Annotated in this window: 14 protein-coding genes, 1 tRNA gene and 1 other RNA gene; 10 read left to right on the top strand and 6 right to left on the bottom strand. The window is 58.0% G+C overall.

Going from position 1 to position 14,086, the window contains the following annotated elements; translation table 11 throughout:
* Nucleotides 1-12 precede the first annotated feature (12 nt).
* Nucleotides 13-504: an NADH-quinone oxidoreductase subunit NuoE gene (nuoE, locus tag ACZ5IU_RS00705; protein ID WP_464419511.1), complete on the bottom strand. Its 492-nt coding sequence runs from the start codon at nt 502-504 to the stop codon at nt 13-15.
* A 230-nt stretch (nt 505-734) separates the two neighbouring features.
* On the opposite strand from nuoE, the gene ACZ5IU_RS00700 reads away from it, so the two are divergent.
* Both ACZ5IU_RS00700 and ACZ5IU_RS00695 read left to right on the top strand, forming a co-directional pair.
* A complete protein-coding gene (locus ACZ5IU_RS00700; protein ID WP_464419509.1) occupies nt 735-977 on the top strand; it encodes a glutaredoxin domain-containing protein in 243 nt (80 codons plus the stop codon).
* A 5-nt stretch (nt 978-982) separates the two neighbouring features.
* On the top strand, nt 983-2,347 hold the full coding sequence (locus tag ACZ5IU_RS00695) for a glucose-6-phosphate isomerase (protein WP_464419507.1): 1,365 nt from the start codon (nt 983-985) through the stop codon (nt 2,345-2,347).
* An 86-nt stretch (nt 2,348-2,433) separates the two neighbouring features.
* Here the strand turns inward: ACZ5IU_RS00695 and ACZ5IU_RS00690 are convergent, their stop codons facing one another.
* Both ACZ5IU_RS00690 and ACZ5IU_RS00685 read right to left on the bottom strand, forming a co-directional pair.
* Nucleotides 2,434-4,182, bottom strand: coding sequence for a PEP/pyruvate-binding domain-containing protein (locus ACZ5IU_RS00690; RefSeq protein WP_464419505.1), 1,749 nt, complete (start codon nt 4,180-4,182; stop codon nt 2,434-2,436).
* A complete protein-coding gene (locus ACZ5IU_RS00685) occupies nt 4,166-4,972 on the bottom strand; it encodes a tRNA 2-thiocytidine biosynthesis TtcA family protein (RefSeq protein ID WP_464419503.1) in 807 nt (268 codons plus the stop codon). The genes ACZ5IU_RS00690 and ACZ5IU_RS00685 overlap by 17 nt, the downstream gene beginning before the upstream one ends.
* 157 nt (nt 4,973-5,129) lie before the next feature.
* Here ACZ5IU_RS00685 and ACZ5IU_RS00680 point away from each other — a divergent pair, with 157 nt between their 5' ends.
* The gene (locus tag ACZ5IU_RS00680) at nt 5,130-5,813 is read left to right on the top strand and encodes a response regulator (protein ID WP_464419501.1); all 684 of its coding nucleotides are present in this window, start codon (nt 5,130-5,132) and stop codon (nt 5,811-5,813) included.
* A gap of 67 nt (nt 5,814-5,880) precedes the next feature.
* On the opposite strand, the gene fliD is transcribed toward ACZ5IU_RS00680, so the two are convergent.
* On the bottom strand, nt 5,881-7,947 hold the full coding sequence (fliD, locus tag ACZ5IU_RS00675) for a flagellar filament capping protein FliD (protein ID WP_464419499.1): 2,067 nt from the start codon (nt 7,945-7,947) through the stop codon (nt 5,881-5,883).
* A 148-nt stretch (nt 7,948-8,095) separates the two neighbouring features.
* Here fliD and ACZ5IU_RS00670 point away from each other — a divergent pair, with 148 nt between their 5' ends.
* From ACZ5IU_RS00670 to ACZ5IU_RS00660, 3 genes are all read left to right on the top strand, one after another.
* Nucleotides 8,096-8,698: a hypothetical protein gene (locus ACZ5IU_RS00670; protein WP_464419497.1), complete on the top strand. Its 603-nt coding sequence runs from the start codon at nt 8,096-8,098 to the stop codon at nt 8,696-8,698.
* 103 nt (nt 8,699-8,801) lie between these two features.
* A complete protein-coding gene (locus tag ACZ5IU_RS00665) occupies nt 8,802-9,848 on the top strand; it encodes a lysylphosphatidylglycerol synthase transmembrane domain-containing protein (RefSeq protein WP_464419495.1) in 1,047 nt (348 codons plus the stop codon).
* A 6-nt stretch (nt 9,849-9,854) separates the two neighbouring features.
* Complete coding sequence (locus tag ACZ5IU_RS00660) at nt 9,855-10,409, top strand: methyltransferase family protein (RefSeq protein ID WP_464419493.1); 555 nt, start codon at nt 9,855-9,857, stop codon at nt 10,407-10,409.
* Between the two features lie 25 nt (nt 10,410-10,434).
* Here the strand turns inward: ACZ5IU_RS00660 and ACZ5IU_RS00655 are convergent, their stop codons facing one another.
* Together ACZ5IU_RS00655 and ACZ5IU_RS00650 are read right to left on the bottom strand one after the other, a co-directional pair.
* Entirely contained in the window at nt 10,435-11,682 is a 1,248-nt protein-coding gene (locus ACZ5IU_RS00655) for an NAD(P)-dependent malic enzyme (protein ID WP_464419491.1), read from the bottom strand.
* Between the two features lie 11 nt (nt 11,683-11,693).
* Nucleotides 11,694-12,248, bottom strand: coding sequence for an isochorismatase family protein (locus ACZ5IU_RS00650; RefSeq protein ID WP_464419489.1), 555 nt, complete (start codon nt 12,246-12,248; stop codon nt 11,694-11,696).
* 113 nt (nt 12,249-12,361) lie between these two features.
* On the opposite strand from ACZ5IU_RS00650, the gene ACZ5IU_RS00645 reads away from it, so the two are divergent.
* The 4 genes from ACZ5IU_RS00645 to ssrA all read left to right on the top strand — a co-directional run bounded on the left by ACZ5IU_RS00645 (nt 12,362) and on the right by ssrA (nt 14,016).
* The gene (locus tag ACZ5IU_RS00645; protein ID WP_464419487.1) at nt 12,362-12,985 is read left to right on the top strand and encodes a hypothetical protein; all 624 of its coding nucleotides are present in this window, start codon (nt 12,362-12,364) and stop codon (nt 12,983-12,985) included.
* A gap of 51 nt (nt 12,986-13,036) precedes the next feature.
* Nucleotides 13,037-13,114: transfer RNA gene (locus ACZ5IU_RS00640), tRNA-Pro, on the top strand.
* 90 nt (nt 13,115-13,204) lie between these two features.
* Nucleotides 13,205-13,669: an SsrA-binding protein SmpB gene (smpB, locus tag ACZ5IU_RS00635; RefSeq protein WP_464419485.1), complete on the top strand. Its 465-nt coding sequence runs from the start codon at nt 13,205-13,207 to the stop codon at nt 13,667-13,669.
* Nucleotides 13,669-14,016: a transfer-messenger RNA gene (gene ssrA / locus ACZ5IU_RS00630) on the top strand. Before smpB ends, ssrA begins: the two co-directional genes overlap by 1 nt.
* Nucleotides 14,017-14,086 lie beyond the last annotated feature (70 nt).

Here is a 14,086-nt window from a genome sequence, read left to right as displayed (position 1 = left end):
CCGTGCGTCCCGTCAATCACGGGTTCTGTAGGATTCGAGAACATCCACGGCCTTTTCGGGAGTCAACCGGCCGTGGACCTCCCCGTCCACCATCATGACGGGAGCCAGACTGCAGCATCCGAGACACGCGACATACTGGAGCGAAAAGACGCCGTCGGATGTCGTTTCTCCCTCCGAAACGCCGAGATGCCGTTGCAGCTGCTCGCCGATCCGGGCGGATCCCTGAACGTGACAGGCGGTTCCGCGGCAGAGCCGGACGACATGTTTTCCTTCCGGCCGCATCCGGAACATGGCGTAGAACGTCGCTACGCCGAACAGTTCGGCCGCCGGAAGATCGAGTTCGCGGGCGACGTAATCCACCGCTTCTTCCGCGATATAACCGACGGTCTTCTGGATATCGGCGAGCAACGGGATGGCAACCCCCTTCTTGCCCCGATACCTCGTGACGATCGGTTCCAGTTTCGCCTCAAGCGAATCGAGGCCCTTCTGCGCAACTGGAGACATTCGCATACCCTCCTCAAAGCGTCGTTTCCCTCTAGGGAATGGGGTGCGCCATGGAAACACCCCTTTGTGAAAGAGCCGAAAAACATAGCATACACAAGTAGAGTATGATACCCGACCTGTCCGCTTCGGGCAACCCGACGGCGTCCCGGGGGTTTACGACATGCCCGAAGGGGGTATAATACGTTCCGTGACGCCCGCAAAAGGAACTCAATGTGAGAGGAGGAGTCGCAATGATTCGAGTCTTTTCCACCGCAACGTGTCCGTGGTGCACGAAGGCGAAGGAGTATCTCTCGAAGAAGGGAGTCGCCTTCGAAACCGTGGATGTCTCCGCGAATCGCGAAGCCGCGATGGATATGGTCAAAAAGACGAAGCAGATGGGAGTCCCCGTTATCCAGATCGGCGAGCGGTATATCGTGGGATACGACACGAAAGCCATAGACGAAGAGCTGGCGAAGGTCCGGCCTGGAGCCTGAAGATCGTGAGTACATCCCTGCTGCCGCGATTGCATTGGAAAGGGGCGTTTGCGCCTGGGGTTTCGCGGGATGACGTCGACGGCCTGACACCGCGTCTGAAGGCGGGGGCGAATGTTTTGTCGACCGGGAGTCGGGAGCGGCTTGCGGGGTACGGCTGGATCAGGTTGCCGTATGAGGACCCCGCGGAGATTCTCGCGGCCGGAGCGATCCTTTCGGAAAGCGACGCAATCGTCCAGATCGGAATAGGGGGCTCCGCGCTCGGGAATCTCATGTTGCACTCGGCACTTCTTCCCCCATACTGGAACGAGCTTCCAACGGCGGTGCGACGGAGGCCGCGGTTTTTCATGTCGGACAACCCCGATCCACAGGACGTCGAGACGATCTGGCGCCTTCTCGACCCGGCGCGTACGGACTTTATCGTCGTCAGCAAGTCGGGGAGTACCGCGGAGACGATGGCGAACTTTCTCTTCTTCCGCGGGAAGATGGAAGAAACTTTCGGGCCGGGAGCGGCGAGCCGCCGGTTTGTGGTCATCACCGACAGAAAACAGGGCTGCCTCAGGCCGTTCGTCGACGAAACGGGGTGTCGGAGCCTTGTGCTTCCATCCGACGTCGGAGGGCGCTTCTCGGTTCTCTCTTCCGTCGGCCTTCTTTCCGCCGCGACTCTCGGAATCGATGTCCGTTCGCTTCTTGCGGGCGCCGCGGCGATGGCCGACCTCGTCGTGAGCGCGGAAACTCCGGAGGAAAACCCCGCATGGATGATCTCGGCGCTGTCGCTGCTTCACGCGGAGTCGGGAAGAAATATGAATGTCGTCATGCCGTACGCGGACGCTCTCGAACGCTTCGTCGAATGGTTCGCGCAGCTCTGGGGGGAAAGCCTCGGCAAGAAGGGCATGGGGTCGACGCCGGTCCGGGCCCTCGGGGCGATCGACCAGCACTCGCAGATCCAGATGTACACCGAAGGTCCCGACGACAAACTCTTCACGATCGTGTCGGTTGCCGAACCCGCTCGTGACATCGCCATCCCGTCGGCTCCGGAGAGGAGCCTGGAGGATATCGCGTATCTGTTCGGTTCGTCGCTTCACACGCTCTTGTCGTACGAGGCCCGTTCGACGGCCGCGGCGATCCTGAAAGCTGGCAAACCGGTCCTGTTTCTCGAAATCCCCGCGCTGGGCGCGTTCTCGCTCGGATCCCTCGTCTTCCTCTACGAATACGCGACAGCGCTGACCGGCATTCTGATGGAGATCGATCCGTTCGATCAGCCCGGCGTCGAACAGGGGAAGCGATATATCTACGGACTCATGGGGAAGAAGGGGTTCGGACAGGAGGCGGAAGAAGCGCTTTCTCTTGAGCGACGCTTCAGAGTCTCGTAAGACCGGGCCGGAGCGTTTCCGCGAACGGGTACGCCGGAACGAGAGAGACCGGAGGCCGGGAGCCGATTTCCCGGCCTCCGGTCTCGTTATGCGGGATCGATCCTGTTTGCCGTGACGATACCGTGGTTTCTGTCGCCGTCCGTATACACGGAGAAATCACCCTTATAGACGCGGATGGCGGAATGGGCGCCGGAGACGTAGGGCGCGGCGTCGAGAAATTCTTCGTCGTAGACGTTGTTCTTCGCTCCCGTATACACGGGCATATACAGGATTCCGTCGATCTCGAGATCGGTGAAGAAGTGCGTCCCGAACGATAGTTCGGGCATGTACCCCTGTTTCGGGAAGCCGACCTCGACGATGCAGCAGCAGTTCGTGAGCTCGTCGTACTGAACCGGGACGCCGAGCAGCGGGTTGCTCGATCCGACGCGCCCCGGAGCGACGAGTACGAACGGCTCTTTCAGAATTCCGTTGATCTCGCCGATAGCGCGCGCGATCTCGTGGAAGCGTGTCTCCTGCGAATAGATCCGGTGGTCGACGAGAACGAGAAATGGAACGTTCTCCCGGATTCCGTCCGTCACCATTCTGTCCGCCTGGAGGATGACGGTCCGGTCTGCGAGGGCTTCGATGTCGGGGATCTTCGACGTATAGGTGTGTTCGTTGATCCAGAGCGGACGCGACTGAACCAGTTCGATGACATCCTCCGTCGGGTGGAAGGAGAACTCCACGTCGGCCGGAACTCCCATTTCGCGGTCGAGGAGCTGAAGAAGGCGTTTCATCCTGTCGAAGAAGCTCTTCGAACGACATGCGAATTCCTCGAATGTGAAGCAGACCTTCTCCCCCTTGGCGACGGTCGCTCCGTGTTTCGACATTGGCGAGAAGTAGCCGTCGTCGTCGTCCGGGCGGTAGATTTGAGCGTAGTCGGGGAAACAGCTGTGATAGGGAATGATATCCTGCCATATTTTTTTGACATCGACCGTGACGAGCGCCTTCTGCTCGCGGTCGATGACCTGAAAGTGCTCCTGCGAGTGCCGCATGATGTTGAACGGATTGAGCCCTTCCGGCCGAAGGCAGGGTAAAGTGAGCGCGAATGTCCGCGCGTACCCTCTCTTTGTGCTCGTCGTTCCCATGCCGAAGACGAGACGGACGATCCCGTCCTCGGAGCGGATCCGGTTCGTCCACCTCCGGTGATAGCGCGAGAATCCGACGCCGGCGACGGTTGGGTAATAGTAGCGGCCGCGCCATTTCCCCGAAACGCGCATGAGGATGATCCCCATGCCGTCGTCCCCGAGTCCGTGTTTCGCGCGGTATGCAACCGCGATCGGGAAAAACGTCCGGGCGTAGATCCTGCGGATGTGATCGAGAACGCGCGCCGTGCGTTCCTCAAGCGTTCCGTCCCCGTTGAACTCGAAAAGCGACAGATACTTTCCGGCGAAGGAATATTTCAGAGAATCCTCGAGGAGACTGCTGCTGCGCACTATGATAGGATCGCCGACGCGGACGAGGAATTCCCTGACGCGATCGGCCACTTCCGCGGGGAGAGGCGCGGCGAGAAATCGCCTCTCGATCTCCTCGGGCATCATGTTCCTGAATTGCTCGCTTCCCCCGAGGGCCGCAATGACGGCATCGAAGACGCCGACAGCGATGAAAAGGGATTGAGGAAACGCGACTTTTCGAAGACCGGGATCCTCTGAATCGTGCAGTTTCCGGATCGCGAAGAGAAGCGACCTTCCCTTTCCACCGATGGATCCCTCTCCGACGATCATCGGTGAAAACGCGGGATCTTTCTGGGGATCCCACGTGAAATATCTTTCCGTGGCGCTAGTGTTCTCGATCATCGGCACTCTCCTCGCTCTCGTGACAGAGGGGCGCGGTCCTGTCGCGCCATGAATCCGCCCCGTCGATTGACCTGAGGGCGTGCATCATATTGTTCCTGATATTCGGATACACCGTACCAAGGGATTTGATCAGCAGCTTCACTTCTTTCCTTCTCGTATCCTCGCCGTAGGGACAGGGATTCTTCCGAACCGGGAGGCCAAGTCTGCCGGCTTCGTCGCGTATGGCGTCCTCGCTCGCGAAGACAAGCGGCCTGATGACCCACACCGAGGATCGCGTTTGCCATATCTTCGGTTGAAAACTCCTGAAGCGCCCCGTCTCAAGAAGGTTCAGAAGCGCCGTTTCGATCGCGTCGTCGAAATTGTGACCCAATGCAAGGACATTGTACCCTTCCTCAGCCGTCGCCGAACTGAGGATTCCGCGTCTGAGCGTGGCGCACAGACTGCACGGGGAACGTTCGTTCCGCGATTTGACGATGTCGAGTATGGGATACTGTCTGAGGAAGAAAGGGACGTCCCGTGATTCGCAGAATGAACGAAACGGAGACACGTCGAAAAGCCCGCCGGTCATGTCGAGCGTACACGCCGCCAGCCCGAAGGAAACGGGACTGTACCGCCGGAACTGGAGCAGGGCTTCGAGAAGCAGCAGGCTGTCCTTGCCTCCGGAAACACCGACCATGACGCGATCCCCGTCGTGGATCATCGAGAACGTACCGAGCGCTGCGCCCAGTTTTTTTCTGATCGACGGGGTCAGTGACAGAGAGCCGGCGGTGCCTTTCAAAAGAATCGTCATCCCTTCTTCGGGAAAAATTCGTTTTTGTCCCGTGAATGGGACTTTTTACCTATACTCCGGTGGAACAAAGACTATATGGCCTGACTTGCATATAGCATATCATGAACGGTAACATCGCGTCCTTTCCGCGATGAAACCGGATACGCGGGGGTGCCACATGAACGATATACGCATCGTTCTCGCGGACGATCACAAACTTTTTCGGGACGGCATGAAGAAGCTGCTGGACCAGGAGCCTGATATTTCAATCGTCGGAGAAGCCTCGGACGGAGAAGAGGCCGTGAGGGTCGTCCAGGAGAAGAAGCCGGATGTCCTGCTTTTCGACATCAACATGCCGCGGATGGACGGAATCCAGCTCGTCCGCGAGCTGAACAACCTCGTGAAGAATCTCCGCTACGTCGCGGTGAGCGCGTATGACGACGAGGAGCACCTCGCGGCCCTTTCCTCGCTCGGAGTTCTCGGCTTTGTCCTCAAGGCCTCGGGAAAGGTCGAACTCCTTTCGGCGATCCGATCCGCGAACCGAGGGCAGGCGTACGTCGATCCTCGCGTGGCCGGAAAGCTTCTGACCTCGTTTTCGAGGAGAAAGGAAGATAACGACCAGCTCTTCGACCTGACGAACCGGGAGAAGGAGATTCTCTACTGGCTGGCGCAGGGAATGAGCAACACCGAGATGTCCGAAAAGATGGTCCTGTCGGAGAAGACGGTCAAGAATCACGTGAGTCACGTCCTCAAGAAGCTCGACCTTCGCGACCGTACGCAGGCCGCGATTCTTGCGTGGAAGGTCGGATTCGCGCAGCTGACACAGCAGACGCTGGATCACGTCCTGAAGGAAGGAAAGTAGGCGAAACGAAAAAAGGAGAGGGCTTCCCGGTCCGGGAAGCCCTCTCCTTTTTTCGTTTCGGTCCGGTTTACGACGACGATGATGAGGACGACGAAGACGTTTTGCTATTGAGAGTCGCTAATGCGCTTGACAGCCAGGACGCCTGCTGCTGGAGCTTCGCAAGCTGGGTTTCGGCCGCCGAGTACTGCTTGTAGAGTCCTTTCATCCGGACCGCCAGCTGAGCTTCGTAGTTCGATATGCGCTCATCGATGTCGTCGACCCGGCTTTCCAGGGACTTTATCTGGCTGATGATGCGCCCCTTGGTTCCAGTGGCTGTTCCGACCTGCGTCGTCGATGCGTCGACCATGTTGCCGATGTACGTATTCATGTTCTTCATCGCGGTCGTCATGAGGGCCGCGACGGTGTCGCCGTTTTCTTTAATGGCGCTCATGAACGAACTTTCGTTGAATTCGAGCTTGCCGCTCTTGCCCTTGTCGGTGCTTTCGGTCGCGAGGCCGAGCTGGAAAAGCATCGTGACGGAGTCGTTCAGCCCGACGTACTGGAGTGCGTCGCTCGAGTCCTTGAGAGAAAATGTCTTTCCGGTGGCGGCCGTGATCACCAATTTGTTCGAGGTCACCTTTGCCGTCGCGAGGGGCGTGGTATATGCCTTCCCGTTCGCGTCATACCGGAGTGCGGTTGAGCTGTTGATTCTCGAGGCGATATCGGAGAGGCTGTCCGCCGGTTTGATCGCGATCGAGGCGGACACGTCGCCGACCGAGATCCGGAATTCACCCTCGTTCGCCAAGCCTTCGGCCCCGATCGTTCCGAGGACTGCTTTTGTTCCTGTCTTCGACGAATAGGACGCCGGCACAGGGTTCATCACGAGAGAGCGGAGCTGGCTCTTGAGCTGCCAGAGGAGCGAATCCCCGTGAAGAGCACCGAATTTCGTCCGGAACTCCTCGCTCGTCGCGACGGTCTTTTTCTCGTCGTCCGTGCTCTCCGCCTGGACCTCTTTTTCGGAGAGCCTCGTGTTGATCCAGTCCATGACTTTGTTGTAGGCGGTCACGAACTCGTTGATTCCCTTTACGGCTTTTTCCGCGTCCTGGACGATGTCCATCCGGACGGTCCCGGGCCCCTTGATATGGAGCTTCACTCCGGTGATGAGGTCGTCGATGTCGTTCGACGACCGGGTGACCGTCTGACCGTCGACAACCAGCTGCGCGTCCTGTGGAGCGGTGTAGTTCGCGCCGCTCGTCGCGAGGCCGAGCGTCGTCAGGAGGGGCGCATCTCCCGTGAACGTGAAGGCGTTCGAATTGACCTCGTAATTGACGGTATACGACGTCCCCGCCGACGGGGCGCTTCCGATCCACGTGATCTGGTCGCTGCCAGCCGATACGGTGAAGTCGACGTCTTTGGTATACGTGGTTCCGCCGGCATCCTTCACCGACACGATCGTTCCAGAGGAGGGGGCGTCGGGCGCGTATGTATATCCGAGAGAATCTGTCGTTCCCGTGCCGCGAACGATCACGGTCGAGTCCGAAGTGTTTCCGAGGCCCGACGAAGAGCTGCGGATAACGAGCCTGTTATCGAAGACGGAAGCCGTCACGCCGAGAGCGTTCCCGTACGCTTCCCCCGTTGAAGGGTCGATGGTCACGTCCTTCGCGGCGTTGATCTTCTGCGCGATGGTCTCGAGCGTGTCCGCCGCGGTGACCGTGATCGTCCCCTTGCGCCCTCCGACCAGGATCGAAAACGACCCGGACGTGCCGACGGCATTCGAGAATTGCTCACTGTAGCACGTCTGAGCTACGGCCTTCTGGACTACCTTGATTTCGTGCGACGCGAGGCTTGCGGTTGCCAGCACGTCGGCGGTAAGAATTCCCTTCGAGTCCGATGTCCCGCTCGAGAGGACCGCAAACTCCGCCGTTTTCGCCTTGAACGTCGATTCGAGACGCAAGGGATCGATCGCGGTCCGCATCGTCTTCATGAGCGTCGTGAGTTCCGTGTAGAGGTTGATCTTGACCTCGAGCGTGTCTTTCTCTTTGGTCCAGGGTTCTTCGACTTTGCGAGCCTTTTTGAGGATGGTATCGGCCATCGTTCCCCAATCGATTCCGGAAGCGACTCCGGGCATCGAAAATGTCGCGTCGGATACGGGCATGTTTCCACCTCCTGTGTGCACATTCCCCTGGATATATCGTCGGTCGTTTCCAGTGATTCTTGAGCATCTTCCGCAAGTGCCCCGTAAACCGGGAAGAACGCGTGATACAATGAACGACGTTTCAGGATGGACCTCAGGGGGTGAAGGAATGATCATCTATATGGATGACAGCGTTCTGGAGGGGAGTGCGTTCGAAACACAGGACAGAGAGACGCTTCTCGTCGCGATACGGAAGTCCGCGGCCGACAGGGGGCGGGTCGTCACGGCGTTTTCGCTCGACGGAGAAACAATTACCGAAGAGACCTTCGCCGCTTCGAGCCGGGGGACGGAGCTTCGCGTGACGACCGATTCGATACGAACCCTCGTTTCGGATTCCCTTCAGGAAGCGTCGCGCTATCTTCCCGCTCTGATGTCCGGGATCGGCCGGATTGCCGATTTGCTTGAACGGGAGAAGATCAGGGAAGCGGCGGATATGTTTCGTCAGGCGTCCGAGGGGATCGACTGGATGTTGCACGTCCTTGCGCACTGTCAGAAACTTCTCGGCCTGAACGATCCGGAGATTCTGGACGGAAAGATCAATGACGTCCGCGAAAGTCTTGCCGCTTCCCTGAAATGTGTTGCCGGGTCACTGGAGAACGGAAAGTATTTCGAGCTGTCTTTCAGACTTCGTAACGAGCTGATTCCCGAGCTCGAGAAGCTCGCTCCGTATCTTCATTCGCTCGGTGCGTCCGCCGAAGGACGTGTTCAATAGCTTTTTTCGTGCGTTTTGGATGTCTGGTACAATGTTTTGCGTGCCGGAAAGAGGGTCGGACGACCGACATTCGCTTCAATGGGATTCTGGGGGGATAGGATAAGTGTCGTTGCGTAAGGGCCTGATTGTCTTCGTACTGCTCGCGTTCGGCGTGAATGCCGTCGTACTGGCGACGAGCGTCGACCAGCAGACGGTCTCGCGTCTCATGTCGGCGAACAAGCTCGGTCTTCTGTTTGCTCTCGCCTCGATCATCCTCGCATGGTTATGCGACGGATTCCGGTTCATTGCGATCGGCCGCGCCGCTGGGGAAAGGCTTTCCTTCAGACTTGGAATGACGCTGACGTTCCTGCACTATTTCGGCTGCGCCGTAACGCCGATGCAGAGCGGCGGGGGACCTTTCCAAGTGTATGTTCTCTACAAAAAGCGGGTTCCCATCGGCAAAGGAATCGCGATCACCCTCACGAGAACGCTCATGACGCTCCTGTTTCTCGGATTGACGGTTCCGGTCGCGGTTTTTCTTGAGCCGGAGATTCTTGAGGGAAGCCTTTTCCTGAAAGGGATTTTTTCGTATGTTCTCGTTTTTGTCCTCGTATCATGGATTTTCGTCATTCTGAGCATCGTCCGTCCGCGCCTGATCAAGCGGTGGATCCAGATGCTGATCCTCCGGCTGAAGCGTCTCGGTGTCGTGAAGCCGCTGAAAGTGCTTTCCATCATCAGAAGGATCAACCGGGAGATCGACAACTACAACGATAACTTTCACATGTTTTTTACGTCCGGATTGCCGTTTTTCCTTTTCGCGATCGGCCTTTCCGCACTCTATCTCTTCTTTCTTTTCTCCGTCCTTCCCTGCCTCGTCTGGGCCATCGGACTTCCGGTCAACTACGTCCAGACGCTTCTCGTTCAGGGTGTTTTCCTGTTCGTCCTGTATTTCATCCCGACTCCGGGTGCCAGCGGTTTCGCCGAAGGTGGCGGAGCCGCCCTCTTCCGTCTTTTGGTTCCATGGAACCTTGCGGGGATCATGGCCTTCTCGTGGCGTTTCTTCACCGAGTATATCGGAATTGCAGTCGGCGTCGCGGTCGCAGTCAGGCTTCTCGGATGGGGGATCTCCGAAGAGATCTACCGGGCGGATTCGGATCAGGACAGGGACTAAGGACTGATGTGGTTTCGAAAACAGCTTTTTCGTCTTCGCGGCGCCATCTGGGCCGCGTTCTTTTTCGTCGCGCTGCTTATCGCGTCGCCGACGACATCCGGAATCGCGATCGGTATTGTATCCGTGCTCGCGGGACAGGCGATTCGTTTCTGGGCTGCCGGGACGATCGGAAGATACCGGGGGGAAAGGGTATCGGCGGAGGAGCTTGTCACATGGGGACCGTACGCGTTCTGCCGGAACCCTCTGTATGTCGGGAACTTCTTCATCGGACTCGGTTGGGCGACGATCGCCGGGTGGGGAATCGCGCCGTTTTATGCCGGTGTTTTCTATCTCCTGTATGCGATCGGGATCGTCCCGCTCGAGGAAAAATTTCTTCTCGATACGTTCGGGGACGAGTATGCCCGATATCGAAGCAAAACACCAAAGTTTCTTCCTCATCTGCCTTCTGCGGGAGAACGGACCGGTCCTTTCAGTCTGTCGGTTCTTGTTCAGAGCGAGCGATATTCGGTTCTCGTGACGCTCTTCGGAACGATCCTCCTTTGTCTCAGAACGCTGGTCTGACGGAGGCGGCGAAGGCCGCCCCTCGTCAGACCAGCTCCATGATACCGCCGTACAGTCGCTGCCACGTGTCGTCGTACACCTTCTTCGGCGGGAGCGGATGGTCCGCGAGTCCCTGCCTGATCGCCGCCTGTGCGACGGCCTCGGCGATCCTGGGAGCGACCTCGTCGGAGAAGAGATCCGGAATGATATGTCGTTCCGTCAACCTGCGCCGGTCGACGATTTCAGAAAGGGCCTTTGCCGCTGCCAGGAGGATTTCGTTGTCGATCCCGCGCGCGCGAACGTCGAGAAGTCCTCTGACGAGCCCGGGGTAGACGTGGAGGTTCGGCATCGCATTGGCCGAGCCGGAGAGTCCGGCGGCATAAACGACGATGCCGGAGCGAAGGGCTTCCTCTTCCTGCATCTCCGCCTGCGGCATGGACAGCGCGAAGAAAATCGCCCCCGCGTTCATATTCCGGAGTTGTTCCGGTTCGATGTGTCCGCGGCTCGACAGACCTATAAGGACATCGGCTCCCGGAAGGGCGACGTCGACGGAACCGGAAAGTCGTTCCGGATTCGTCCGTTCCGCGATTTCTTTCTGAACGACGTTCATCGAACGATTCCCCGGCGAAAGAATCCCGGCGCTGTTGAGAACCACGACGTTTCCGGCCCCGGCTTCGGTGAGAAGATCCGCAACGGCGATTCCTGCGGCCCCGGCGCCGAAAACGACGATTCGGACGTCGGAGAGCTTCTTTCCGACGACTTCGAGCGCGTTTGTCAGCGCCGCGAGGACGACGACTGCGGAACCATGCTGATCGTCGGAAAAGACCGGTATGTTGAGGCGCTTCTGTAATTCGCGCACGACGATAAACGTGGCAGGGGACGACACGTCCTCGATGTTTATGGCGCCGAATGTCGGCGCGACCATTTCCGCGAACCTGACGATATCGTCGTCGCTTTTCGCGTTGACGCACAGCGGTATGGCGTTGACATCCCCGAACGTCTTGAACAACAGGCACTTTCCCTCCATGACGGGGAGGGCTGCGTCGGCTCCGATTCTGCCGAGTCCGAGAACGGCCGAACCGTCGGAAACGAGGGCTATCCGGTTGCCGCGTCCCGTGAGTTCGTAAGACATCGAGCGGTCGTTCTCGATCTCTTTTGCGGCAAAGGCTCCCCCGAGAACGTATGCGATGCCGATGTCACGTTCGTTCCGGATATTCATCGTGGGGTAGATCCGAATTTTGCCGTGTGCTTTCCGGTGCGCCTCCAGCGCGGCGTTTCTGTCGATCGTATTCATGGGATCCCCGGCTATTTGAAAAGCGGGAGCAGTGTCTTGAATTCAGAAGTGCCGGCGCAGCCCAGCAGACGGTAAACGACGCTTTCGACGGGAAGTACGAGTGCTCCTGCCGAGCGGGCCTGTTCAAGCGCGAGCGAGGCGTGCAGGGGATCTCTGCTCCCGCACGCGTCCGCCGCGAGAACGACGGGAAGATCGCGTTCCCGCATGTCCAGGAGCGTCGAGAGGATGCAGATGTGCGATTCGATGCCGAAAAGAATGGTTACGGGGCGGGTCGAATCGAAGAAGAAGGCGTCGAAGCCGGGAGCGTCACAACAGGAAAAATGTTTTTTTTCGAATACGGGACATCCGGCGGTCACGTCCCTCAAATCCGGTATTGTAGGTCCGATCCCTTTCGGATACTGTTCTGTTATCTTGACCGGTATCTTCAACTCTCGCGCGACGGTACAGAGGATACGTGCGTTTTTTCGGACGGAATCCTGGCCGCTGATCGAAGGAAGCAGACGTTCCTGGATATCGACGAGAAGCATCTGGACGTCTGTTTGCGAAGCTCTGAATAAGCGCGTCATCGGAACACCTCCGGAAAAAGATTGCGTTACTTTGTGAGGCTATTGTAATATACCCCTTCACAGCGGGACAATTTATGCTATGCTTCAAACGAGAATTGTACGGAGGTAGATAGATGACGCGAGCTCGGAACGATCGTGAGAAGGAGCGGTGGACTGTAGGAGAGATACTCTCCGCCATGTCCGGAGCGGATTATCCCGATTATGTCCTTGGGACGATCGAAGTGATACAGCGATGGATGGCGGATGTCATTGGAAGCGATCAGTTTGTCCACGACGCGGATCCTCTCGCATCGCTTTTTGAAGGATCCATGGAAGTCGATATAGAGCGTCTGTTTTCTCAACTCGAATGGGTCGAACGGCATGCGGATCTCCTGCCGAATACGAGACGTCCTCAGGGAAAGCCCGATGTCGTCGTAGTCAACGCCGGACCGTCGGATTTCGAGGACAGCGTCAGAATGGCAATCGATTATGCCTCGCTTTTCGCGCGGGGAGTGTGCCGTCGCGTGTGGATGCTCAGCGATAGTTTCATCATCGGAGATATCCTCCGGTATTCCGCTCATATCCGGGCGCTTTCGGAGCAAGGGGTCGCGTTCCGTTTCCTGCTCGTAACCCCATGGGGATGGACGGAAATCCCGCTGATCGCCGAGATGCCGGGGTCGAACAGGTTGACGTGGAGAAATGCGGCGAAGGGCCCTGAAAGCGCTTCGAACGCGAGCGACGAGGACCGAAAAGTTTAGCGAACCTTTCGTTTGACGGAACCGGAATGGGATGCTACAATCTTCGCCGTTCGGGGCGTAGCGCAGTCTGGTGAGCGCGCTTGGTTCGGGACCAAGAGGTCGGAGGTTCGAATCCTCTCGCCCCGACCATAATCAGTATAAAAGTCCGGTTCGACGGAACCGGACTTTTTGTATTGACTAAGTCTGACTATTGCCGTATAGTTACGAAGGGTGAGATGGATGTCGCACAAGGTCGTAGCGCAGAACAGGAAAGCACGCCATGATTATTTCATCCTGGAAACCTTCGAGTGCGGCATTGTTCTTACCGGCACGGAGATCAAGTCGGTCAGAGACGGCAGGTTGAACCTGAAGGACGGATACGCCGTCGTCGACAAAGGCGAATTGTGGCTTTCGGGAGTCCATATTTCTCCGTACGAAAAGGGAAGCTACTATAACCACGAACCAGAACGCGACAGAAAGCTCCTTGTGTCGAAGCGCGAGATTATCCGCCTTCAGAGCAAGGTGCGGGAGAAGGGGCTTACACTTGTTCCCCTTTCCGTCTATATCAAGGAGAACAGGTGGGCGAAGGTCGAAATCGCACTCGCGAAGGGCAAGACTCTCTACGACAAGCGCGATGACATCGCCGAGCGGGACGTGAAGCGGGAGATTGAGCGGACCGCCCGCAGAAGAAACAGGGGAGAATAGGGGGCGACTGGTTTCGACGGCAAGTCGGATGGTCTGGAAGGGCGGGTCGAGGACCCCGCAACCTCGATAAACGGCGGGAACCCAACAAACGTCAACAACGATTACGCTCTGGCCGCCTAGCGCGGTCACGTTGCCGCCGGGCCTTCCATCGGCTCGGTGAGCGGCGTCACAAAAGATGGATGCTTCGTCGGGGGTGTCTCCGATCCGGCGGAAAAGACTCAGGGGGCTTGGGACGAGGAATCCTGTTTCCGGGAGTCTGAGTCCGACATTAAAACGGAAACTACACCCGTAGAGCTTCCATGATCGGCCCTTGTCGGACCGGGGTTCAATTCCCCGCGCCTCCACCATTTTAGAATAGACAAACCCGTCTCTTCGGGGGCATTCTCCGGGTGACGGGTTTTCTTTCTCACCTTGTTT

Source organism: Lactivibrio alcoholicus (assembly GCF_055390895.1).
Note: the sequence above shows the minus strand (reverse complement) of the source record. Positions and strands in the feature narration are given on the sequence as shown.